The organism is Streptomyces sp. NBC_00358, from assembly GCF_036099295.1.
Taxonomy (GTDB): Bacteria; Actinomycetota; Actinomycetes; order Streptomycetales; family Streptomycetaceae; genus Streptomyces.
Genome location: NZ_CP107976.1, coordinates 8,969,144 through 8,990,634, shown reverse-complemented (window position 1 = coordinate 8,990,634; position 21,491 = coordinate 8,969,144). Strand labels below are relative to the sequence as shown.

General features: G+C 70.6%; 19 protein-coding genes and 1 pseudogene. 10 read left to right on the top strand and 10 right to left on the bottom strand.

Going from position 1 to position 21,491, the window contains the following annotated elements; genetic code table 11:
• Nucleotides 1–52: 52 nt before the first annotated feature.
• Both OHT01_RS38570 and OHT01_RS38565 read left to right on the top strand, forming a co-directional pair.
• Nucleotides 53–949, top strand: coding sequence for an NAD-dependent protein deacetylase (locus tag OHT01_RS38570; protein WP_328557763.1), 897 nt, complete (start codon nucleotides 53–55; stop codon nucleotides 947–949).
• A 226-nt stretch (nucleotides 950–1,175) separates the two neighbouring features.
• On the top strand, nucleotides 1,176–2,654 hold the full coding sequence (locus OHT01_RS38565; RefSeq protein WP_328557762.1) for a glutamate--cysteine ligase: 1,479 nt from the start codon (nucleotides 1,176–1,178) through the stop codon (nucleotides 2,652–2,654).
• Between the two features lie 183 nt (nucleotides 2,655–2,837).
• Here OHT01_RS38565 and ltaE read toward each other — a convergent pair whose 3' ends face one another.
• Nucleotides 2,838–3,965, bottom strand: a complete 1,128-nt coding sequence (ltaE, locus tag OHT01_RS38560) for a low-specificity L-threonine aldolase (protein ID WP_328557761.1) — start codon at nucleotides 3,963–3,965, stop codon at nucleotides 2,838–2,840.
• Between ltaE and OHT01_RS38555 the strand changes: the two are divergent.
• A pseudogene (locus OHT01_RS38555) lies at nucleotides 3,868–4,329 on the top strand (hypothetical protein); the annotation flags it as partial. The gene ltaE and the pseudogene OHT01_RS38555 sit on opposite strands and share 98 nt — an antisense overlap.
• A gap of 45 nt (nucleotides 4,330–4,374) precedes the next feature.
• On the opposite strand, the gene OHT01_RS38550 reads toward OHT01_RS38555, so the two are convergent.
• The gene (locus tag OHT01_RS38550) at nucleotides 4,375–6,171 is read right to left on the bottom strand and encodes an RNA polymerase sigma factor (protein WP_328557760.1); all 1,797 of its coding nucleotides are present in this window, start codon (nucleotides 6,169–6,171) and stop codon (nucleotides 4,375–4,377) included.
• A gap of 192 nt (nucleotides 6,172–6,363) precedes the next feature.
• Between OHT01_RS38550 and OHT01_RS38545 the strand changes: the two genes are divergently transcribed.
• Nucleotides 6,364–6,732, top strand: a complete 369-nt coding sequence (locus tag OHT01_RS38545) for a hypothetical protein (RefSeq protein ID WP_328557759.1) — start codon at nucleotides 6,364–6,366, stop codon at nucleotides 6,730–6,732.
• 388 nt (nucleotides 6,733–7,120) lie between these two features.
• Here the strand turns inward: OHT01_RS38545 and OHT01_RS38540 are convergent, their stop codons facing one another.
• Nucleotides 7,121–7,537 carry a hypothetical protein gene (locus OHT01_RS38540; protein WP_328557758.1) on the bottom strand — a complete coding sequence of 139 codons (417 nt, stop codon included), beginning with the start codon at nucleotides 7,535–7,537 and terminating at the stop codon, nucleotides 7,121–7,123.
• Nucleotides 7,538–7,914: 377 nt separating this feature from the next.
• Here OHT01_RS38540 and OHT01_RS38535 point away from each other — a divergent pair, with 377 nt between their 5' ends.
• Together OHT01_RS38535 and OHT01_RS38530 are read left to right on the top strand one after the other, a co-directional pair.
• The gene (locus OHT01_RS38535) at nucleotides 7,915–8,775 is read left to right on the top strand and encodes a helix-turn-helix domain-containing protein (RefSeq protein ID WP_328557757.1); all 861 of its coding nucleotides are present in this window, start codon (nucleotides 7,915–7,917) and stop codon (nucleotides 8,773–8,775) included.
• 48 nt (nucleotides 8,776–8,823) lie between these two features.
• Nucleotides 8,824–9,306, top strand: a complete 483-nt coding sequence (locus tag OHT01_RS38530) for a hypothetical protein (RefSeq protein WP_328557756.1) — start codon at nucleotides 8,824–8,826, stop codon at nucleotides 9,304–9,306.
• A 267-nt stretch (nucleotides 9,307–9,573) separates the two neighbouring features.
• Here OHT01_RS38530 and OHT01_RS38525 read toward each other — a convergent pair whose 3' ends face one another.
• On the bottom strand, nucleotides 9,574–9,699 hold the full coding sequence (locus OHT01_RS38525) for a DUF397 domain-containing protein (protein WP_328558414.1): 126 nt from the start codon (nucleotides 9,697–9,699) through the stop codon (nucleotides 9,574–9,576).
• Between the two features lie 317 nt (nucleotides 9,700–10,016).
• Nucleotides 10,017–10,862: an alpha/beta fold hydrolase gene (locus OHT01_RS38520; protein ID WP_328557755.1), complete on the bottom strand. Its 846-nt coding sequence runs from the start codon at nucleotides 10,860–10,862 to the stop codon at nucleotides 10,017–10,019.
• A 620-nt stretch (nucleotides 10,863–11,482) separates the two neighbouring features.
• Between OHT01_RS38520 and OHT01_RS38515 the strand changes: the two genes are divergently transcribed.
• Nucleotides 11,483–12,712, top strand: a complete 1,230-nt coding sequence (locus tag OHT01_RS38515; protein ID WP_328557754.1) for an acyl-CoA dehydrogenase family protein — start codon at nucleotides 11,483–11,485, stop codon at nucleotides 12,710–12,712.
• Nucleotides 12,713–12,814: 102 nt separating this feature from the next.
• The gene (locus tag OHT01_RS38510) at nucleotides 12,815–13,273 is read left to right on the top strand and encodes an RrF2 family transcriptional regulator (protein WP_328557753.1); all 459 of its coding nucleotides are present in this window, start codon (nucleotides 12,815–12,817) and stop codon (nucleotides 13,271–13,273) included.
• 22 nt (nucleotides 13,274–13,295) lie between these two features.
• Here the strand turns inward: OHT01_RS38510 and OHT01_RS38505 are convergent, their stop codons facing one another.
• The 5 genes from OHT01_RS38505 to OHT01_RS38485 form a co-directional block, all read right to left on the bottom strand.
• On the bottom strand, nucleotides 13,296–14,642 hold the full coding sequence (locus OHT01_RS38505) for an LLM class flavin-dependent oxidoreductase (protein WP_328557752.1): 1,347 nt from the start codon (nucleotides 14,640–14,642) through the stop codon (nucleotides 13,296–13,298).
• A gap of 33 nt (nucleotides 14,643–14,675) precedes the next feature.
• Nucleotides 14,676–15,728: an aliphatic sulfonate ABC transporter substrate-binding protein gene (locus tag OHT01_RS38500; RefSeq protein WP_328557751.1), complete on the bottom strand. Its 1,053-nt coding sequence runs from the start codon at nucleotides 15,726–15,728 to the stop codon at nucleotides 14,676–14,678.
• Nucleotides 15,729–15,928: 200 nt separating this feature from the next.
• Nucleotides 15,929–16,669 carry an ABC transporter ATP-binding protein gene (locus OHT01_RS38495; RefSeq protein ID WP_328557750.1) on the bottom strand — a complete coding sequence of 247 codons (741 nt, stop codon included), beginning with the start codon at nucleotides 16,667–16,669 and terminating at the stop codon, nucleotides 15,929–15,931.
• On the bottom strand, nucleotides 16,666–17,556 hold the full coding sequence (locus OHT01_RS38490; RefSeq protein WP_328557749.1) for an ABC transporter permease: 891 nt from the start codon (nucleotides 17,554–17,556) through the stop codon (nucleotides 16,666–16,668). The genes OHT01_RS38495 and OHT01_RS38490 overlap by 4 nt, the downstream gene beginning before the upstream one ends.
• Entirely contained in the window at nucleotides 17,553–18,452 is a 900-nt protein-coding gene (locus OHT01_RS38485) for a TauD/TfdA dioxygenase family protein (protein ID WP_328557748.1), read from the bottom strand. Before OHT01_RS38485 ends, OHT01_RS38490 begins: the two co-directional genes overlap by 4 nt.
• Before the next feature lie 961 nt (nucleotides 18,453–19,413).
• Here OHT01_RS38485 and OHT01_RS38480 point away from each other — a divergent pair.
• Together OHT01_RS38480 and OHT01_RS38475 are read left to right on the top strand one after the other, a co-directional pair.
• Complete coding sequence (locus tag OHT01_RS38480) at nucleotides 19,414–20,337, top strand: LLM class F420-dependent oxidoreductase (RefSeq protein WP_328557747.1); 924 nt, start codon at nucleotides 19,414–19,416, stop codon at nucleotides 20,335–20,337.
• Between the two features lie 78 nt (nucleotides 20,338–20,415).
• Entirely contained in the window at nucleotides 20,416–21,240 is an 825-nt protein-coding gene (locus tag OHT01_RS38475; RefSeq protein ID WP_328557746.1) for a DUF1684 domain-containing protein, read from the top strand.
• The last annotated feature ends 251 nt before the right edge of the window (nucleotides 21,241–21,491 follow it).

Genomic DNA, 21,491 nt, shown 5'->3' with positions numbered 1-21,491 from the left:
GACGCCGTCGGACCGCCCGCGGACCGTGTCGTCGTGCCCGTACGCTGGCAGCATGCGCATGCGCCCCACTCTGAGCTGGACCCCCACCGCGGATCTCCCGCCGGGCACCACGGATCTGGAGCCGGTCGCCGACGCACTGCGTACCGGCGGTGTGCTGGTGCTCAGCGGGGCCGGCATCTCCACGGAGTCCGGCATCCCCGACTATCGGGGCGAGGGCGGAAGCCTGAGCCGGCACACCCCGATGACCTACCAGGACTTCACCGCGAGCCCCCAGGCCCGTCGGCGGTACTGGGCGCGCAGCCATCTCGGCTGGCGGACCTTCGGCCGCGCCCGCCCCAACGACGGGCACCGGGCCGTGGCCGCGTTCGGGCGGCACGGCCTGCTTTCAGGGGTGATCACTCAGAACGTCGACGGTCTGCACCAGGCCGTCGGCAGCGAGGACGTCGTGGAACTCCACGGAGGCCTGGACCGGGTCGTCTGCCTCTCCTGCGGCGCCCGCATCGCGCGCCGCGAACTCGCCCGGCGGTTGGAGGAGGCCAATCCGGGCTTCGACCCGACGGCCTCCGCGGTCAACCCGGACGGTGACGCGGACCTCACCGATGCACAGGTCGGGGACTTTCACGTGGTTCCCTGCACGGTCTGCGGCGGCATCCTCAAACCGGACGTGGTGTTCTTCGGCGAGTCCGTTCCACCGTCCCGGGTCGAGCACTGCCGCCGGCTGGTCCGTGAGGCGACCTCTCTGCTGGTCCTGGGTTCCTCTCTCACGGTGATGTCCGGACTACGGTTCGTCCGCCAGGCATCCGACGCCGGAAAACCGGTGCTGATCGTCAACCGGGACCCGACCCGGGGCGACCGGCACGCCCTCGCCCGGGTAGCGCTTCCCCTGGGCGCGGCCCTCGGCACCGTGGCCGGCCGGCTCGGCATTCCCCTCGACGAGGTCGCGGCCTGAGCCAGTCGGTGACGGGCGGCCCGGCCCCCCGACTCCCCATGGCGCCGGGGCGGACCTCCGGCCGGACCCCCTCGCGGAGCGGGCCGGGCCGAGCCGGGGACAGCCGAGGCCGACCGCGCTCGCCGGTCCCGGCCACGGACGCACAGCCCCGCTCCGCATGGTCAGACCCGCCCGGTGGTGCGACGCTGGAGGGAAGAGGTATCCGCGGGGCCACCCGGGAGGGCCGATGGGACGTGACGTTCCGGCGCTGGTCTTCACCCGCGAGGACCGTCGCCGCTACCGGATCAAGATGCAGGAATGTCTCGACGCCTTCGCGCAGATGCTGCGCGATTCACGGTTCGACGCGGACCGCCCTCAGGTGGGCCTGGAGATCGAGCTGAACCTGACCGACACCGAGGCCGAGCCGACCATGCGGAGCGGCGAGGTGCTCGACGCCATCGCGGACCCCGCCTGGGACACGGAGCTCGGCCGGTTCAACCTGGAGATCAACATTCCGCCGAGGCGGCTGATCGCGGGTGGCCCCGACGCCTGGGAGGAGGAGATCCGGGCAGCGCTGAACCACGCGGACGAGCGCGCCAGAACGATCGGCGTCCACCTGATCATGATCGGAATCCTGCCCACCCTGCGGGAGTCGGACGTCGGGCCGAAGGCGCTGTCGGAGAACGCCCGCTACCAGCTCATCAACGAGCAGGTCTTCGCGGCGCGCGGCGAGGATCTGCTCATCGAGGTGGACGGTGTCGACAGACTGCGGACCTACGCGGACACCATCACGCCGGAGGCCGCGTGCACGAGCACGCAGTTCCATCTCCAGGTGTCACCGGAGGAGTTCGCCGACTACTGGAACGCGGCGCAGGCGATCGCGGGGGTCCAGGTCGCGCTGGCGGCCAACTCGCCCTTCCTGTTCGGCAAGGAGCTGGCGCACGAGACCCGCATCCCGCTCTTCGAGCAGGCCACGGACACCCGCCCGCAGGAGATCAAGGCGCAGGGAGTACGGCCCCGGGTGTGGTTCGGGGAGCGGTGGATCACGAGCGTCTTCGATCTCTTCGAGGAGAACCTGCGTTACTTCCCGGCGCTGCTGCCCCTGTGCGAGGACCAGGACCCCACGCAGACACTGGAGCGCGGCGACACACCGGAACTGTCCGAACTCACCCTGCACAACGGCACCATCTACCGGTGGAACCGCCCCGTCTACGCCGTCGCCCAGGGCATGCCGCACCTGAGAGTGGAGAACCGCGTGCTGCCCGCGGGCCCGACGGTCGCCGACACCCTCGCCAACGGTGCCTTCTACTACGGTCTCACCCGCGCCCTGGTGGACGAGGACCGGCCCGTGTGGTCACGGATGTCCTTCTCGGCCGCCGAGGACAACCTGCACGCCGCGGCCCGGCACGGCATCGACGCCCGCCTGTACTGGCCCGGAACGGGCGAGGTGCCGGTGCCCGAACTCGTGCTGCGGCGGCTGCTGCCGCTCGCTCACCAGGGCCTGGAGCGCTCGGGCATGGACGCGGCCTGGCGGGAACCGCTCCTCGGCATCATCGAGCAGCGATGCGTCACCGCCCGCAACGGCGCGGTCTGGCAGAAGGAGATGCTGCACCGCTTCGAGGCGTCGGACCGTTGCGGCCGTCACGAGGCCCTGCGGCGCATGACTCGGCAGTACATCGACTACATGCACCTCAACGCGCCGGTCCACACGTGGCCGGTGGACTGACGGAGGCCCGCCGTACGCCGTTCGGCCCGGCCCGCGCCCCCAGTTCGAGGGCCTGTACCTCTGCGGCCGCGTGCACCCGCTCAACGGCCGGGCGTATTCGGGCTCCGAGTGCGTTCTCCCGTTGGGGTCTGAGTGCCGGGCACCGGGAGATACGTGCGTACGCGGGCCAACGGCCGTACAGGATCAGCGTGTTGCTGATTCGGCCATGGTCTCGCGCACGATCCGTACCGCTCGTTCCGCGTCCGCGCGTGTCACGTCCAGGTGGAACACGAAGCGCAGTTGGCCCGGGTATCCCGCGCACAGCAGGCCACGACGCGCCAGCCGGTCGCGCACCTCGTCGGCCTCGACACCGGGAGCGGACCGCGCGAAGACCATGTTGGTCCCGCTGGGCTCCATGGTCAGGCCTTCCACGTCCTTCAGGCCCTCGGCGAACAGAGCGGCGTGCGCATGGTCGTCCGCGAGCCGCGTCACCTGGTGGTCGAGCGCGTGGAGTGCCGCGGCCGCGAGCACGCCGGCCTGCCGCATCCCGCCGCCCAGGACCTTGCGCCAGCGCCGCGCGCCGGCCACGAACTCACGTGATCCCACGAGCGCAGACCCGACGGGCGCGCCCAGACCCTTGCTGAAACAGACGGAGACACTGTCGAAGTGGCCGGCGATCAGCCGGGCCTGCTCGTACGGGTCGCCCCCACCGGCCACGGCCGCGTTGAACAGCCGCGCCCCGTCGAGGTGCGTGGCGAGCCCGTGGTCGCGGGCGAGCTCGGTGGCGGTCTTCAGGTACTCCATCGGCACGGCCCGGCCACCGATGGTGTTCTCCAGGCAGAGCAACCGCGTGCGCGCGAAGTGCGGGTCGTCCGGTTTCACGGCGGCCGCGATGTCCTGCGGGTCCAGCGTCCCGTCCGCCCGGTGCGGCAGCGGCTGGGGCTGAATGCCGCCGAGTACGGCGGCGCCGCCGCCCTCCCACCGGTACATGTGGGCCATCTGGCCGGCGATGTACTCGTCCCCGCGGCCGCAGTGGGTCAGCAGAGAGCACAGATTGCTCTGCGTCCCCGAGGAGACGAACAGTGCCGACTCGAAGCCGAGCAGCCCGGCGATCCGCTCCTGCAGCGCGTTGACCGTGGGATCGTCACCGAAGACGTCGTCACCCACCTCGGCCTCGGCCATCGCCCGGCGCATGGCCTCGCCGGGCCGGGTGACGGTGTCGCTCCGCAGATCGATGAGGTGTCCGGGCTCCTCGCGGGCGGCATCGGTCGCGCTCACGGCGCGGGAGACATCGCCGAGGTCGGCGGCACGGGCGGAATCAGTGGTCGGCACACACATACTCTGCCACGCCGACAGCGGCCAGGACCGCCGGGGTGGCCGACGGCCCAGGAGCGCGGCCCGGCCGCGTGCCTCGAACCCGCAGACTCCGAGCAGGTGGGTGGCCGGTCGCGTTGCCGGAGGGCGGTGTCGCACCGTGTCCCCGAGTGCGAGGGGTGGGCCGTGGATTCGGGTTCCGTGTCGGTGTTCCGGGGCTGAGCGCGCGTGTCTCGACGCGCGGGGTGCGGACCTCGATCGGGCCGGGGACCCGGCCATCCGTGCCATGGTCATCGCCGAGCTGTACCGGCACAACGTCGACGGCGGCCCCGTCTGGAGGCTCCGCGCCCTCGGCCAGGGCTGGGCGGACGGCCTCGACGGCCTCGCCCGCGCCCACGGCGTCAACGTCGACTGGCCGTCGCCGAGGTCACGCCGTACCGCCCCATTGCGGGGTGGGCTTCTTCGGGTCGGTGGCGGCGATGGGTTTGCCGGCGGCCCAGTCGCTGTAGGTGATGGCGAAGGTGTCGACGGGCTTCTCACTCGCGTAGCCGTCCGTACGTGTGACGGGGATGTTGAGCGTCAACGACGTCGGCAGGTGGCGGGAGTTGGTGGTCAGGGTGAAGGTCGCCGTTCCGGACGTGGAGGTCTTGACGTATGGACGATAGAAGGCGCCCACCGTCGGGTCGGCGGCCAGATCACTCAACGCGGCGGTACCGCTGAGAGTTGATCCACCGTTCTTGGTCTTCTTCTGCGTGAACTTCGACGCCTTCAGGACGAGCGCCGACAGGTCCGCGGGTTGCGCGAGCCAGTTCGCTTCCAGGGCGTTGCGGACGGAGAGGTCGGTCACCGTGCCGGTGACGGGGACGACTTTGGTGGTCCCGTAGGCTCCCGCGCCCTTGGTGACCGGTGTGTTGTCCGGGGTGACGTACGCGCTCCCGCCGGCCAGCACGATGTCCGGCGGAGTCCAGGTGTGGCCCTCACCGTAGTCGTACAGCACATGTGTCGCGGCTCTGACCGGCTTTCGGCTCATGTCCAGCCGGCCCTGTCCGACGAAGAAGTTCGGATCGCCCGGGGGCCTGGCGTTGATGCCGAAGGCGACCAGCCGCTGCTTGAGCATCGCGGAGGTGACAGCGGCTGCCGCGGCGGCCCGCCGGTCCGGGGAGGTCTTCGGAGCCGCGCCCGCGTTCAGCGCGCGGACGGCGAGCAGGGCGAGGACGGTCGTCACGGCGACGGCCGCTCCGGTCCGGACGGCCCGCCGCCGGGCCGTCCTGCCCTTGCCCGGCGGCCCGCCGCCCTGAGTCCCCGGCGGCGGGGACGGTGGCGGTGGCAGAGGGGAATGGGTGGGTATGCCGCCGGAGTTGGAGACCTCCTGGACGGCCAGCTCGACGCGCTCACGGAACGCGGCGGCCAGGACGACCGGAATGGCGACCGGGGCGGCCTGCCAGATGAGGCGCTGCTGCGTGGTGCGGCAGACAGAACAGTTGCCGCAGGTCCGGCAGGTGCTGTAGTGCTCGACCACGCGCTCGGCCAGGGCCGCGGTATAGCCGGGCCCGTTCTGCCGCTCGTGCTCCGCCAGCAGCTCACCGAGCGCGGCGCAGCGGGACCCTCCGTCCCGGACGAGCAGCAGGACATGGAACCGCTTGGCCACCAGCTTGTCGAGCCGGGTGCACGTCTTGCTGACGGCGTTGGGGTCCTCACCCCTGCGGACCGCGATCTCCCGGCCTGTCAGTCCTCCGAGGTTCCGCAGTCGATAGAGGTCCCGCTGCTCGTCGTCGAGACTCTCGAACACCGTTCCCAGAAGCCGATGGACCTCTTCGAGCCGGATGAGGTCGTGGCCCGCCTCGACGACACGTTCGCGTTCCTTCAGCTCTTCGACCGCCCCGTCGGCCGTCCCCGGGCGCTCCTTGCGGCCGCGCGACCAGTACTTCAGCACCCGGCGCCGGGCCACCTCGACCAGCCAGGCCTCAAGTCGGTACGGCGGTCCGAGCGTCGTGTACTGGTCGAAGTAGCGGAAGGCGTCGACGAACGTGTCCTGCACGATGTCCGGCGCGTCGTCGGCGTCCACCCGCCCGGCGACGAATCGCAGGACGACGGGGCCGTGGCGCTCCGCGATCACCGTATAGACGTCGGCCCGGGCGGCAGGGTCCGGATACCGCGCCAGAAGCAGCAGCAGTTCCTCGTCCGGCTCGTCGGCCAGCGCGTGATACGAAGCCCTCTCGTTCATCCCACGCCTCCGTGAACTGCGGAAACGGCAGTCGGAGAAAGCCTGTTGAAAGAATCTTGCCCGGAACGCGGGAAAAATCCGCCGGACCCGGCCTGACCCTCCGTACGGCCCCGAGCCCGAGGAGGCACCCATGTTCCGTACAGGAGGGCGTTCCACGCCCCATCGTCCCGTCGTCGCCGGCGGGTGGTCCCGATGAGTGCTGCTTCCCGTGCGCTGGCGGTGTCCACAGGGGCGCCGCTCGCGCTGCTGAGCGCCTGGCACGGCTGGCGCGGGCTCGCGATCGCCGCCCTGTTCACGGTGGTGGCGGGCCTCGCCCGGGAGGTCGTGGCGGCCGTCTCCCACTGGCTGCTCGCACCCGCCCAGCGCCAGCAGCGCTGGCTGCTCAAACACGGCCACGTCGAAGGACGGTTGACCGCGCGGCAGCTGGTCGAACTGACGCGGGCGACGCACGCGGCGGAGCTGTCCACGCGCCCTGCGGCAACGCCCCCGCTCCCGCTCCCGACTCCCCCGTCCGCGCCCCCGCCCTCGCCCTCGCCCGCTGCAGACACGACAGCCCCGTGACAGCGGCGCTCCCCAGCCCCCATACGCCCCTCCCCCGCCCAGGCTCCCACCGGGCATCCCATGCTAGGGAGGACCACCTGAAACCAGGGCCACTTCGACGAATCACCCATGGGGGAGATCCTGCGTCGTCCACGAACTCGGCTCGGTCGACGGCCTGTTCACGATCGAAGTGGTTCCTGGCGAGCGGACCGGCAGTCGGTCCCCCGCTCTCCGGTCCTTGCTCGCGCAGGAGTTGCCGAGCCGCCCCCGCCGCCAGGGCCGGGTCGGGGCGGGGCGGGGCGGGGCGGGGCGGGGCGGGGCGGGGCGGGGCGGCGGATCATCCAGACCGCGGGCACCCGTGAGTTCCGGGCCCGTCCCCGGACAGGCCGTCCCGGGCCGGTCCACGGCGTCACCGTTCCCGAATACGCCACCACCACCAGCGCCCCGCCGTCCACCCGCTCACCCAGCCCGGGTTCGGAAGAGTACGACGTTCGAACTCCACGTCGATCCGCTCCACCAAGCGGCCCAGATCCGCCCGGGCTCCTCCGGGCAGGTGCCGCAGAGCGACTTCCAGGTCGTCCCGGCCGTCCTCGATCTCGATGCCGGGACTCTCGCCGGGGCCGGTCAGATACCGCCCGGGCTGCCTGAGGGCCCACTCGAAACGGCTGAGAGCATGGGCGACCGCGTCCGGCCAGAGGTGTTCGGCCTCAACACGTCGTACCGCTGCCCGAGTTCGAGCCGTGACGCCGGGAATCCGACGGACCGGCAGATGCCTGCTCGGCCGCCACCGCTCGGCGCGGACGGCCTTCGGACGCCTACGCGGCATCGCCCTTTCGGATCAGGAACATGCCGTCATTCTGCCACGCCCCGCACCTTCGGCGGCCGGGCCCGGCCACTTGGGCGCACTCCGGAGTGCGGCGAGGTGCATGCCGTTCTGTCGTGCGCCCCATCGTGCTCCCGTGCACGCCAACGGTACGAAAAAGACGGGCTGTTCGGGAGCTCACGGACAGGATGTGACGTTAGGTGAGGCAGGCGGTCCTGCGGCGCGCGTTGCCACAGACCCCTTCTCACAGCGTGACGCTCCGCTTCTCGCCATTTGGCTCTATGCAGAAAGCTCGGAGCATAATGAGCTAGGCAAAGAGCTAGGAACTTTCCGTGCATGGCCGATGAGGAACCGGGTACGTGCGCGGAGAAGGAGCGGCGATGACACACCAGATTGACCCCAGCCTGAACCGGCGCAAGCTACGCCTTGCGCTGCGTCGGGCGCGTGAGAGTGCGGATCTGAGTCAACGGGAGGCGGCCGAGCGGGTCGAGTGGTCCCAGTCGAAGCTGATCCGGGTCGAAACCGGCACGGTCGGCGTGTCGGTCAGTGATCTCCGGGCCCTGCTGGCCCTGTACGGGGTCACCGATCCCGTACAGGTGGAGGGGCTGGAGCAGGCGGCGCGGGGCAGCAAGGGGCAGAGCTGGTGGTCCGGGTACCACGAGGTCATCACCCCGCAGTTCGCCCAGTACCTGGGGTACGAGGGTGCGGCGGATTCCCTGCACAACTATCACCCCATCGTGGTGCCGGGGCACTTGCAGACCCGCGGCTACGCCGAAGCCCTTCTCGCTCCCCGCGATCTGGAAGCGGAGATGTTCCAGAGGATCGTGGACCTGCGTATGGAGCGGCAGCAGCGGATGTTCGACGGCTCGGGCAGGCCTGCCTGCGTGTTCGTACTGGACGAGGCGGCCGTACGACGCGAAGTCGGAGGCAAGGAGGTACTCGACGAACAACTGGACCGCCTGCTCGATTTCGGAGGCCGCCCCGAGGTCTCCGTCAGGGTGCTGCCGTTCGCGGCCGGGGCGCACTACAGCACGCTGGGCAGCTTCGTCCTGCTGGGCTTCCCCGATGACGACGATCTTCTCTATCTGGAGCATGCCGCGGGCAGCATGACCGGTGGTGAGGACCTACGCCTGCTGGCCCGTTACCAGGAGTGCTTCCGGGCGATCACGGACATGGCGCTCGGTGAGTCGGAGTCGGCCGACCTGATCAGCCGTGTCCAGCAGGACCTCGGCGTCCGTTGACAGCCGGGCCCCGTCAGCGGTGGCGAGGGGCAAGGGGAGGGCCAAAGCGTGGTCTCCAGACCGGTATTGCAGCGCCTGCTGGAGTGGGTGCAGACGAATACGCCCGGCGATGCGGATCCGACGGGTGACATGACCGATGAGGTTCTCAAGGCGCAGGCCATCCAGGACCCCGCGCAGGCGGAGAACCTGATCGCGATAGAGAAGGCCCGGGCCGCGAGCGCCCTGCAACTGGAGACCGTCCGCGGGATGATGAAGCTGCGGCTGGCCGCTCTCATCGGGTTGATGGGCCTGGCCGCCCTGGCGATCATCGTGACGGCGGCCGTGTTCGTCATGGACAAGGCCGCTGACCTCAAGCTGTCCTGGCCCCCGGTCGGCACGAGCGCCCTGACCGTTGCCGGCGCCGGACTGTCGTCCCTGGTGGCCTGGTGGATGAGGCGGACGCTGATACGCCGGCGGGCGACACGCACTAGTGCGGAGAACCCGCCTGAGAGCCGTACGGAAGACGATCAGAATCCGGTGGGGGCGCCGTAGGAGAGACTCCCGCGCGCCACAGGCCCGCGCTGACCGCCACGATCACGGCCACGGAGACCCAGAGAACCCTTTTGAAGAAGACGCTGTCGACCAGCATGGTCGCCGCCGCCGCAGCCAGCGTGGCCAGAACCCCGACGACCAGCGTGAAAGTGATCGCTCCGCCTACCGCCACAGACCGGCTACGGGCCCTTCGGCCCAGACGGTGCACGGCCGACGCCCCAGCATCCATCCGTTCCCCTCCCCCTTGCCGCTGGCTGGTCAAGAACGTCACGGGTTCTGTAACTCCCCTGCCCTCACGGCGTCCAGGAACACGGACCAGACACCAGCGGTGAACATCAAAGCGGGCTGGGCAAGTGCTTTGGAGTCCCGTGCACGGACCCAGTCACGTGCCACCGCGACCTCCACGCACTCGCTCTCGTTGCCGCACTTGCTGCTCCTGCGCCACAAGGGTTTCCCCCCATGCACCACCTCAGTTCCTCCCGATCCCCCGATCCGCCCGGATGATGCACGGTAAATCTAGTGGACGGCTGTGCACTGCCGCTGGGCAACGGCCGGATTGCCCCCGTCCGTCCACAACGAACAGCGCCCACAAGACTACCCACAGCAACCAAGGGCAAGGTTACGGTTGCCTGAAAGGATCCGCCATACGGGAACAGGCCTACCTGGCGCGCCTCTCCGCAGCCGCCTGCCGGCGCCACACCGCGCGTTCTTCACCGGCCGGAGTGTTCCGCGAGCCAGGCCAAGGCCGCCGCGCCCGTGTTGAGGACGGAGATGTGTCCGTCGTCCGGGCTCAGTCGCAGTTCCGCCGTGGAGCAGCGGTTCGCGAGCCACCGGCTGTGCGAGCTGGGCACCACCCGGTCCTGGCCGCCGTGCAGGAGGAGGACCGGCGCGACGACCTGCCCGGGGTCGAATCCCCAGGGGGCGACGTAGGCCAGGTCGTCGTCGATCAGCCCGCCCGGACCGGCCTCCACCGCTGGGCCGACGACATCGCCGAACCAGGACCACTCGCCGGAGAGTGCGGCGTGATCGGCCGGGGTGAACATCTCCGGGTCGTACGTGGCGGCCGCCTGGTAGTCCTCCTTCGCCGCCCGCCCCGCCGCGGCCGCGCGCAGGGAGCCGACGCCGGACTCCGACATACCCGCGAACCAGTCGAGTCCTTCGGCGTCGAACGGGGCCGGCCCGGCCACGCCGACCACGCCGAGGACCCGTTCCGGCAGCAGCGCGCCGCAGGCCAAGGCGTGCGGACCGCCACCGGAATGACCCATGACCGCGAACCGATCGATGTTCAGCGCATCGGCGACGGTGGCGACGTCGGCAGCCGCCGACGCCACGTTCCGGTCCGGGCGAGGGGTCGATCCGCCGTAGCCGGGGCGGTCGTACGACACCCAGCGGACGCCGAGCCGGGCCGCCGCCGGGAAGAGGGGCTCGGGCGGTGCGCCGATGTTCGGCGTGCCGTGGTGCCAGAAGACGGCGAGGCGATCATCCGTGTCATCCGCGCCTGTGTCGTAGACGTGCAGTCTGCGACCGTCGCTCAGTTCCAGATCGGTCTCGGTCACTTCGCCACCCCCGACGCCTGAACATCCTCGGCCACTCGAACCCGGGCGGCACGAACCTACCGGGTCAGCGGTGGCCGGCGGCGGTCGCGTCACCGGTTTCGTCCACGCACCGCAGCGAGATCCTCCGTGCCACGCACCGCTCGCTCGGCGGCGCGCCCACCGAGGGTCGGTCGCCCTCCTCGCGGGTCGGACAGGATGCCGATGTCCGAGACCCGGCGCCCGGTGGCCGACGGACGCCGGTGAGAACGGCCCCCGGCGCCGCACCCGGCTGCATTTCCTATCGATTTACTAGGAAAGCATTGACCGCGAGTCCAGCGGATGCGCAGGATGATGTACATGCCCCATACGCAGCTACGACTCGTTCGTCGTAGGCATGTCGACTTCGGCCACGTCGTCAGTGCCGCCTGTTGTCGCGGGTAAGTGACGAGGCACGCTCGCTGCGCGTGCTGCCGACTCTTCTCTCTCACCCCGGGTGATCCGGCGCCCCCCTTGTCGCACGCGGGGCAGAGGCTGCCGGCGCCGGATCTTCACTTACCGACGCGTGGGCTGCAAGCGCATGCGCGAGCCGCGGGAGCGGCCCAACACGGCGCCTCGGCGCCGACCTTGAGGAGACCACCACCATGGGCGTTGCCATCGCGCCGTCCGGACCCACCTCCGAATCCGGCCGCATCGGACCCGACCGCGCCCACTGGCTGCGCGCGGCGCGGGAAACGGCGGACGATCTGGCCACGGACGCGGTGGCCAGGGAGCAGGCGGGCAAGACCCCCTTCGACGAGGTGTCCCGGCTGCGCGAGGCGGGACTGCTGACGCTCCTCGTGCCGGCCGGGGCCGGGGGCGGTGGCGCGGACTGGACGACGGCCTACGCCGTCGTCCGGGAGATCGCCGCCGCGGACGGGGCGATCGGTCAACTGCTGGGCTGTCACTACTTCCTGTCGTGGAGCACCCGGTTCCTCTCCGGGCCCGCCCTCGTCGATCAGGTCGAACGGCCTTCCACGGCTGAGCAGTTGGCCTGGGGTGGTGGTTTCGCCCGCCAGGAGCCGTCTCTGCGGCTGGCCAGGAAGGGCGGCGGCTATGTGCTGGACGGGCGGCAGAGCTACGCCACGGGGGTCCTCGTCGCGGACCGCCTCGCCGTACGGGCCGAACGGGCCGACACGGGCGAACCGTTCGCCGTCGTCGTGGATCCCGCCCATCCCCGCGTGCGGATCGACCGCGACACCGACCCCTTCGGCCAGCGGCTCGCGGCCGGTGGCAGCGTGGAGTTCGACGCCGTACCGGTCGCCGCCGACGACGTGGCCGGCTCCCTGTCCGCGGACGAGGGCGTCCTGTCGCCGCCGACCGCGCTCACAGCGCCGGTGGGCCGCCTCCTCTCCGTCCAGCTCCTTCTCGGTATCGCCGAGGGAGTGCTGGCCGAAGTCCGCGAGTACAGCAGGGCAGGCCACTCACTCCGGCATCCCACCTGGCCGGCCGGCTCTCCCCAGGACCCGCGGATGCTGGCCCTCTACGGAGAGCTGACCGTCCTCACCCGGTCCGCCTCCGCACTCACCGAGCAGGCGGTGCGAGCCGTGCACGGCTCGCTGGCTCGCGGCGAGGACCTCACCTTCGACGAGTACGCGGAGGTCTCCGTTCTCGTGGCCATGGCCGAGGCCGCCGCCTCCAGGGCCGCACAGGAGTCGACCACACGTGCCCTCGACATCATCGGCGTCCGCGCCCTGTCCTCGCGGCTGGGCTTCGACCGCTTCTGGCGCAACGCACGGACCCACACCCTGTACGAGCCCGTGTCCCACCGGCTCCTCGACGTCGGGGACTACTTCCTCAACGGCGCACACCCCGCGTTCGTGCTGCCCGTCTGACCGAATGGCGGACTGCCGGGCCGTCGGGCAGGGGCCCGTCCTCCTGCCCGAGGGCCCGCCCGCGAGGAAGACCGACCGAACGACGTACGGGATAATGCGCACATGCGGATCTCAGCCAGGGCGGACTACGCGGTACGTGCCGCGCTACAGCTCGCCGCGTCACGGGACGACGGGCCTTTGAAGGCCGAGGCGATCGCCGACGCGCAGGACATTCCGCACAAATTCCTCGAAGGCATCCTGAACGACATGCGCCGGGGCGGTCTCGTGCTGAGTCAGCGCGGCGGCAACGGCGGCTACCGGCTGGCCAGGCCCGCCGCGTCCATCAGCATCGCCGACGTCATCCGCACCGTGGACGGACCCCTCGTCTCGGTGCGCGGGGTCCGTCCCCCGGATCTTTCCTACACCGGCCCGGCGCAGTCCCTGCTGCCGCTGTGGATCGCGCTGCGGTCCAACGTGCGCGAGATCCTTGAGGGCGTTTCGCTCGCCGACGTCGCTTCGGCTCAACTGCCCCCCGGGGTATCGGCGTTGACCGATACCCCGGGCGCCTGGGCGAACCCCTGACACCACGTGTCGCCAGGCCGCCTCAGAGAGCGATCTCTTCCGAGTGGTGCCGACTGACCGGCACCGGCAGCCCGTAGTGCTCGCGAAGGGTGCTCCCTTCGTACTCCTCCCGGAACAGGCCCTTGTCGCGCAGGATCGGCAGGACGTGCTCGATGAAGGCTTCCAGACCGGACGGCAGGGCCGGTGCCATGATGTTGAACCCGTCCGCGGCACCGCCCTCGAACCAGGTGACGATCGTGTCCGCCACCTGCTCGGGCGTGCCGATGAACTCGAAGTGACCTCGTCCGCCGCCGAGCCGCGAGATGACCTCACGGACTGTCAGCTTCTCGCGTACGGCGAGTTCGATGATCAGGTCGGAGCGGCTCTGCGAGCCCTCCAGCTTCGGTCTCGCGAGGACGAAGTCCGGCAGCGGCGCGTCGAGTTCGAACGCCGACGGCTCGGTCTCGAAGACCGCGGCGAGCTGACGCAGTCCGTACTCCGCGACGCGCAGGTCGTCGAACCGCTTCGCCAGTGCTCGGGCCTCCCCCTCGGTCGACCCGATGTACGGGACGATTCCCGGCAGCACGATCACGCCGTCCGGGTCACGCCCCGCGGCCCTGGTCCTGGCCTTGATGTCGGCGTAGAAGCCAGCCGCGCGCTCGTACGTCCGGTGGGCGGTGAAGATCGCCTCGGCGTGATGTGCCGCGAAGTCCTTGCCGTCCTCGGAGGAGCCCGCCTGCACGAGCAGGGGGTGGCCCTGGGGCGGACGCTCGACGTTGAGCGGGCCGGCCACCGAGAAGTACTTGCCCCGGTGGTCGAGCCGGTGGAGCCGGGCAGGGTCGGCGTAGCGCCCCGAGGCCCTGTCGGCGACGACGGCCTCGGACTCCCAACTGTCCCACAGGGCCTTGGCGATGTGCAGGAACTCGTCGGCCCGGGCGTACCGCTCGGCGTGGCCGGGACGGTCGACGAGGCCGAAGTTGGCCGCCTCGTCGGCGCCCGCGGAGGTGACGATGTTCCAGCCGGCCCGGCCGCCGCTGACGTGGTCGACCGACGCCAGGCGACGGGCGAGGTTGTACGGCTCGTTGTACGTCGACGACACGGTCGCGATGAGTCCGATCCTGCTGGTCGCCTGCGACAGCGCGGTCAGCAGGGTGAGCGGTTCGAGCTGGCCCGGCGGGCGGAACTCGCCCGTGCCGGTGATCGCCGGGCCGTCCGCGAGGAACAGCGAGTCGAACTTGGCGCTCTCCGCCAGTTGAGCCAGTTCGATCCAGTGCCGCAGGTCGAAGTCGGCTCGCGGGTTGCTGTGCGGGAGCCGCCAGGCCGCCTCGTGGTGTCCTGCCTCCATGAGGAAGGCGTTGAGGTGCAGCCGGCGCCTTCTCTGGTCGCTCACAACTGTTCTCCAGTCCGTTCGTGGTGCGCTTGATCAGCCGACCGACAGCTTCGAGCTGTCGTATCCGGTCGGCAGGAGGTTGTCGGTGATCGACGAGACGTCGACCTTCTTGGTGATCTGTCCCGCCTCCAGGAAGGCGTCGGCGAGCTTCTGCTCCGCCGCGATGTCCGCCTTCGCCACCGGGGTCACCCGGGTCTCGAAGGCCTTCAGGGACACCTTGGCGTCGTCCAGGGGGATGCCCTCCTCCTTGGAGATCGCCTGCGCGTACTTGTCCTCGTGCTTGATCGCCCACGCGAACTCGTGGGCGAGCCGCCGCAGGACATCGGTGAGAGCCGCCCGCTTCGTCCTGTCGTTCAGCGAACTCTCGCTCGCGACGTAGTAGCTGCTCGTCTGGTCGATCGGCGGGAGACCCTTCGCCAGGATGCGCGCGCCGTTCTTGACCGCGATCGCCGACTGCGGGTTCCAGATGGACCAGGCGTCCACCTTGCCGGTGTTGAACGCCGTGGCACCGGCCGCCGGATCGAGGAAGGCCAGCTTCACGTCCTTGGGGGTGAGACCCACGCTCTTGAGGGCGTTGAGTGCCAGACCGTGGGCCGAACTGCCCTGCGGCACGGCGATCTTCTTGCCCTTGAGGTCCGCGAGCGTCTTCAGCGTCGAGCCCTTCGGCACGATGATGTTCTCGTTGGCCTGGGTGGGCCTGAGGGAACGGTTGACGGCGACGACCTTGAAGCCGTACTCCTTCGCGGCGCCCGTTATCGGCGGCACGTCGCCGACACTGCCCAGGTCGATGTCACCCGACGCGGCCGCCTGTACGAGCGGCGGCCCGTAGGTGAAGCGGGCGAACTTCACCTTGTAGGGCGCGTTGTCGAACACCCCGGTGATCTTGGCCAGCTCCTGGCTGCCGTCACCTCCGTTGTCGCCGATCGTGAAGGTGTACTTCTTCCACTCGGGGTGGCTGCCGGCGCCCGATCCGCTGGAGCGGCTCAGGGGCGCGGCGGCTTCCGACGTCGACGCGCAGGCGACGAGGGTGCTCGCCAGGGCGAGCAGGCCGACGGAGGCGACGATGCGCGAGGTGCTTCGGGACATGGGTTCTCACGTGCTTTCTGTGCTGGGGCGGGCGAAGTCTGTGGGTGCGGCCGGGAAAGTCGTCGGGTGCGGCCGGGGAAGTCCTTCGGGTGTGGCTGGGGACGTGGGTCGGGTGTGGCTGGGGACGTGGGTCGGTGTGGCCGGGAGATCGGTCGGCGCGTCCCGGGAGATCGGTCGGCGTGCCGGTGCGGCGGGAGGATTCAGTGCTGGTTGGCCAGTCCGAGGTCCTGGAGGAGCGCGGAGCGGAGCTCCTCTCGCGCGAAGCTCGCCTCACGGTCCGCGGCCGACAGCTCGACACGATGCGAGGTGCCGATGCGTCCGTCACTCATGACGACCACGCGGTCGGCCAGCGCGATCGCCTCGTCGACGTCGTGGGTGACGAGCAGCATGGCCGCATGGTGCTTGCTCCGCAGCGCCCGCACGAGGTCGTGCATGCGCAGCCGAGTGATCGCGTCGAGCGCCGCGAACGGTTCGTCGAGCAGCACGAGTTCGGGCTCGGAGACCAGTGCCCGCGCCAGTGACACCCGCTGGGCCTCGCCGCCGGAGAGCTCCTTGGGCCATGCCTTCTCACGGCCCGCGAGTCCGACCTCGGCGAGCACGTCGAGGGCCCGCCGGTCGGCGTCGGGTCCGTGCAGGCCGAGGGTGACGTTGCGCAGCACCCGCTGCCACGGCAGCAGACGGTCGGCCTGGAACACGATCGCCCGCCTCGCCGGGACCTCCACCCGTCCGCCGTCCGGCCGGTCGAGTCCGGCCAGCAGCCTGAGGAGGGTGCTCTTGCCGCAGCCGGAGGGGCCCAGCAGGACGACCAGTTCCTCGTCGGCGATGGTGAGGTCCAGTTGGTCCAGGACGACCCGGTCCCCGAACCGGCGGACGACGCTCTCGACGACGGCGCCCGCCTGACTGCGGGGCCGTGTACCGCGCGGAGAAACCGTGGTGCTCATGCTGCCTCATAACTGGGGCGCCACCGCAGCAGCACCCGCTCCAGAGCTCGGACGAACTGGTCGGCGAGCAGACCGAGGAGTGAATAGATGACCAGCCCCACGAAGACCTGGTTGGTCTGGAGGTAGGTCTGCCCTTGTGTGATGAGGAAGCCGAGGCCCTTGTCGGCGTTGACCGTCTCGGCGGCGACGAGGCCCAGGACGCTGTACGCGAGTGAGAACCGGAGTCCGACCAGGAATCCGGGCAGGGCTCCGGGAACCAGGACGCGGGTCACCAGCCGCCAGGTGCCGGCGCCCGTCGTCCGCGCCATCTCGATCAGCCGCTGGTCGACACCCCTGATCGCGGCGAACAGGTTGAGATACATGGGGACGCCCGCGCCGAACGAGATCAGGAGCACCTTCGTGAGCTCGTCGATGCCGAACCACACGATCATCAGCGGGAGTACCGCCAGGAGCGGGATGGTGTTCAGCACCTGCACGACACCGTTGAACAGATACTCGCCGCTGCGCAGCAGGCCGCCGAGCACGCCGGCGACGACACCCACGGTCAGGCCGATCGCGAGTCCGATGCCGGCCCGTTGCAGCGAGATGGCCAAGTCCGGTCCGAGGACGCCCTGTTGCCACAGCTCGACAGCGGACTTGACGATGGACGTCGGTGCCGGAGCGTAGGTCTTCTTCAGTCCGCCCGCCCTCGCGAGGATCTCCCAGGCGGCGAGGATCACGACGGGGGTCGTGTAGATCCCCAGCGGCCAGCGCAGCCGCTCGCGCAGTGCGCGGAGCGGGGTCTGCCTGCGGGCGTCGCGCGGCAGGAAGACCTCGCGTCGCGGTGCGCTCGTCGTCCCGGGGGCCGCCGGCACGACGGCCGGCCTCTCGATGCTGATGTCGGTCATCGGGCCGCCACCTCCAGCACTTTGCTGTAGTGCGAGGCGTCACCGACGAGTTGCTCGCTGCGCCGGCCGTCGACACCGACGGGCACGTCTCCCGCGACGGTCACACGGTTGAGGCGGCGCGGGTGGTCGTCGTAGTTGTCGACCCCGTAGTGCTGGGTGATCCTGTTGTCGAAGATCAGCAGTTGGTCGGGGGCCCAGGCCCAGCGCAGGACGTTCTCCGGGCGCGTCACGTACGACTGGAGGATGCGCAGCAGATCGGCCGACTCGACTCCCGACAGGCCGACGATCCGCTTGGCGAACCCGCCGATGAACAGGCCGCGTTCGCCCGTCAGCGGATGCACCCGTACGAGAGGGTGCTCGGTCTCGTACGGCGTCGAGACGAAGACCCGGTCGTACTCCTCGCGCAGCGCCGACGCGCCCGAGGGGCGCGCGTAGTCGTACTGGTTGGTGTGCACGACGCGCAGTGAGTCCGCGAGGGCGCGGAGCGGTCCGGGCAGGTCGCGGTAGGCGGCGGCCGCGTTGGCGATCAGCGTCTCGCCGCCGTACGGCGGGGTCACGATGGACCGGAGCGTGGTGAGCTGCGGCGGGTTGACCACGAAGGTGACGTCCGTGTGCCACTCGTTGGCCTTGGACGTCTCGCTGTCGACGGCGAGCACGTTCGTGGTGCCGTCGGTCGCGGGCACGTTCGGGTGAGCGGTGGTGAGTTCGCCGAACCACCCCGCCACGTGTTCCTGACCGGCGTTGTCGAGGCGAACCTGGTCGAACACGATCGCCTTGTGCTCGTCGAGGGCCTGCCGCAGGGTCGTGATCGTCGAAGGGTCGGGGGGTGCCGTGAGGTCGACGCCCTCGACGACCGCGCCGATGCGGCCCGTGAGTTTGCGGATGGACGGAGGCATGAGGGTGTCCCTCTCGAGGAGTTGGGGCGTCGCCGGATGCTGGGTGTCGGAGCGGGTGACGGCGGCGATGAACGGCTACACAGCCCGTACTTGGTCCGGTCGCGATGCCCGGGCCTCGACGACTGCGCAGGAGGTGGTACCGGACAAGGGCCGGACGGTGTGGTGGAGGTCGTGCCACCGCACCGGTCGGCGCCCGCCGCCGGGGGTGTTTCGCTGAAGTCCCGCCGGGCCCCCGCCACTTGCACGAGGTGCCCCTGGCCCGCAGCCGAGGGCACATCCCCTCGCCGCCCTCGCGCTGCGCGGCACCCGCTTCTCCCCGGGCAGAGAGCGGGAACGCAGAGAGGACAGAGAGAAGAAGGCAGTCACGCGGCGGTTACCACGGTCCCTCGGGAGAAACCGATGGGGCGGTTTCACTCCCGCCTGCGGGAGTTACGCCTTGGGGGCGCACCGGCCGACGGCGAGGACCACTCGGTGGATCAGCGACACACCTTGGTGATCAACGACAACAGAACGCGCTGGAGACGTGCGCCAGGTCGATGTGGCGCCTCCGAGTCAAATCCACGCGCGGGGTCATGGAACGTGAGTTGAGCAGACGTCCGCACCCTCGGTCAATGAGTTTCGGACAGATGTCTCACATTGCGGACCCGGACGCCGGCCAACGCAGGGCGGCCGTAATCGCGTTGACCGGACTCGTCACCCGGCGGGCGAGCGTGCGGAGGCCTGTCTCACGCCTCGGGCGGTGAGGCGGTCACGCGAGAGCCGGCTTGCGGACCGCTTCGCAGGCGAAGCCGGCCGTCTCGCTGAGGCGGACGTCGGTCGCGTGGCGGGCGAGTCGGGTGGTGAGGTCGTCGTCGACCTCGGCGGCCATGCGACCGCCATGGCATGCCGGTACACAAGAATGACAAGAAGCTGTCACACGCCGACCGGAATGACGGGTCGGGAGCCGTTGGTTCTCACTGGCATGACTGTAGGAGTGACGCTCAACGCATCCGGCGCGCTGAACCAGGTCGACGCCTCCGTGCGGCTGGCCCACGAGGCCGCGGCGGCCGGCCTGCGGTCGGCCTGGTTCGGGCAGACCTTCGGCGCGGACTCACCCCAGCTCGCGGCGATCGTCGGACGTGAGGTCCCCGGACTCCATGTGGGCACCTCCGCGATCCCCGTCTTCGGCCGGCACCCTCTGACCGTGTCCAGCCAGGCCCAGACCGCCCAGGCGGCCACGCACGGCCGCTACCACCTCGGGCTGGCCCTGGGCACCAAACTCCTGACCGAGGGCGGCTTCGGCCTCCCCTTCGAACGGCCCATCGCCCGCCTGCGTGAATTCCTCATCGCCCTGCGGCAGTTGACCGAGGCCGGTACGGCCGACTTCCACGGTGAGCTGCTCACCGCCACCCCGTCGCTCTCCGCACGCGTACCGGGCGCGGAGAACGGCGTCCCGCTGCTGGTCGCCGCGATGGGGCCGCAGGCCCTCCGTGCCAGCGGTGAACTGGCGGACGGGATCCTGCCCTATCTGGCGGGCCCGAGGGCCCTGGAGAAACACATCGTTCCGGCCCTCACCGCCGCGGCGACCGCCGCGGGCCGTCCCTCCCCCCGGATCGTGGCCCTGGTGCACGGCGTGGTCACGGACGACGTCGCCTCCGTACGGGAGAAAGCGACCGCACAGCTCGCGTTCTACGAACGGATCCCGTCCTACGCACGGGTCATCGAGCTCTCGGGCGGCCGACGGGCGTCCGACGTGGCCGTGATCGGCGACGAGAAGGCGGTCGCGGCCGAGGTACGGCGCTACCGGGACGCCGGGGCGACGGAAGTGGTCTTCTCGGGCACGGAGATCGCCGGAGAGGCGGACCGGCGCCGCACCTGGGCGCTCCTCGGCGAACTGGCCGGGTGAGGGAACACCGGCGGCGGACCTCGACGCAGGACCCGCACACCGTTGCGGAGAAGAACCTCACGAGACGAAGGAGTACCGATGACCACTCAGGCCACGACGACCGACCTCCAGGCCTTCACCCAGGACTGGCTGAACTGGCACCGGGCGCAGGAGGAACGGCTCGCCGACCCGCACGGGTTCCTCGCGATCACCGGCCTGCACTGGCTCGACGAACGGCCGCAGCGCTTCCCGGACGCTCCGGGCGCCTGGTGGACCGACGCCGATGGGGTCGCCGTACTCCTCGATGACGGTGAGGAACTGGTCGTGGAGGGAACCCCGGTGCGCGGGGAACACCGCTTCGGAGTGCTCCCCGAACGCGGCGGCGTCAACGCGGCCTGGGGTAACGCCGTCATCGAGGTGGCCAAGCGCGGTGGGAACGACATCGTGCGGCCCCGGCACCCGGACGCGCCGCTGCGCACGGCCTTCACCGGGACGCCCGCCTACGCGCCGCACCCGCGCTGGGCCCTGAAGGGCCGCTACGTCGCCTTCGACGAGCCGCGGCCGACCACGGTGGGGGCGGCGGTCGAGGGCCTGGAGCATGTGTACGACGCGCCGGGCCGGATCGAGTTCCAACTGGACGGGCGCCCCCTGTCCCTGACCGCGTTCCCCGGACACACCCCGGGCGCTCTGACGGTGCTGTTCACGGACACGACCTCCGGGGTCACCACCTACGCCGCCAATCGCGGGCTCACCGTCGAGGCGCCCGCCGCCGACGGAACGGTCGTGCTGGATTTCAACCGTGCGACGAACCTGCCGTGCGCCTACACGGATCTGGCCACCTGCCCACTGCCACCGGCCGAGAACCGGCTGCCGGTGGCGATCGAGGCCGGCCAGAAGATCCCCCGCGAGCGGGGCGGCGCCTGAAGCCACCGGCCCTCCCCCGACGGCACCCAGGACTGTTGACGTCGCTGTCCCGGCGCGCACCGGAGCGCGACGGCACGGTGACGGCCGCGGGGGTGTGATCCATTACGATCGGCCCCTCCCGGCGGTGCGTCTCAACTGAGCACCCCTGGGGAGGCGTTCGCGCCATGCCGATCCTGCGAGGCGACAAGGCGCGCGGAAGAGCCCCGACGCGCCGCCTGAGTCGGCAGCCGTGACGCACCGACCGGGCGGCG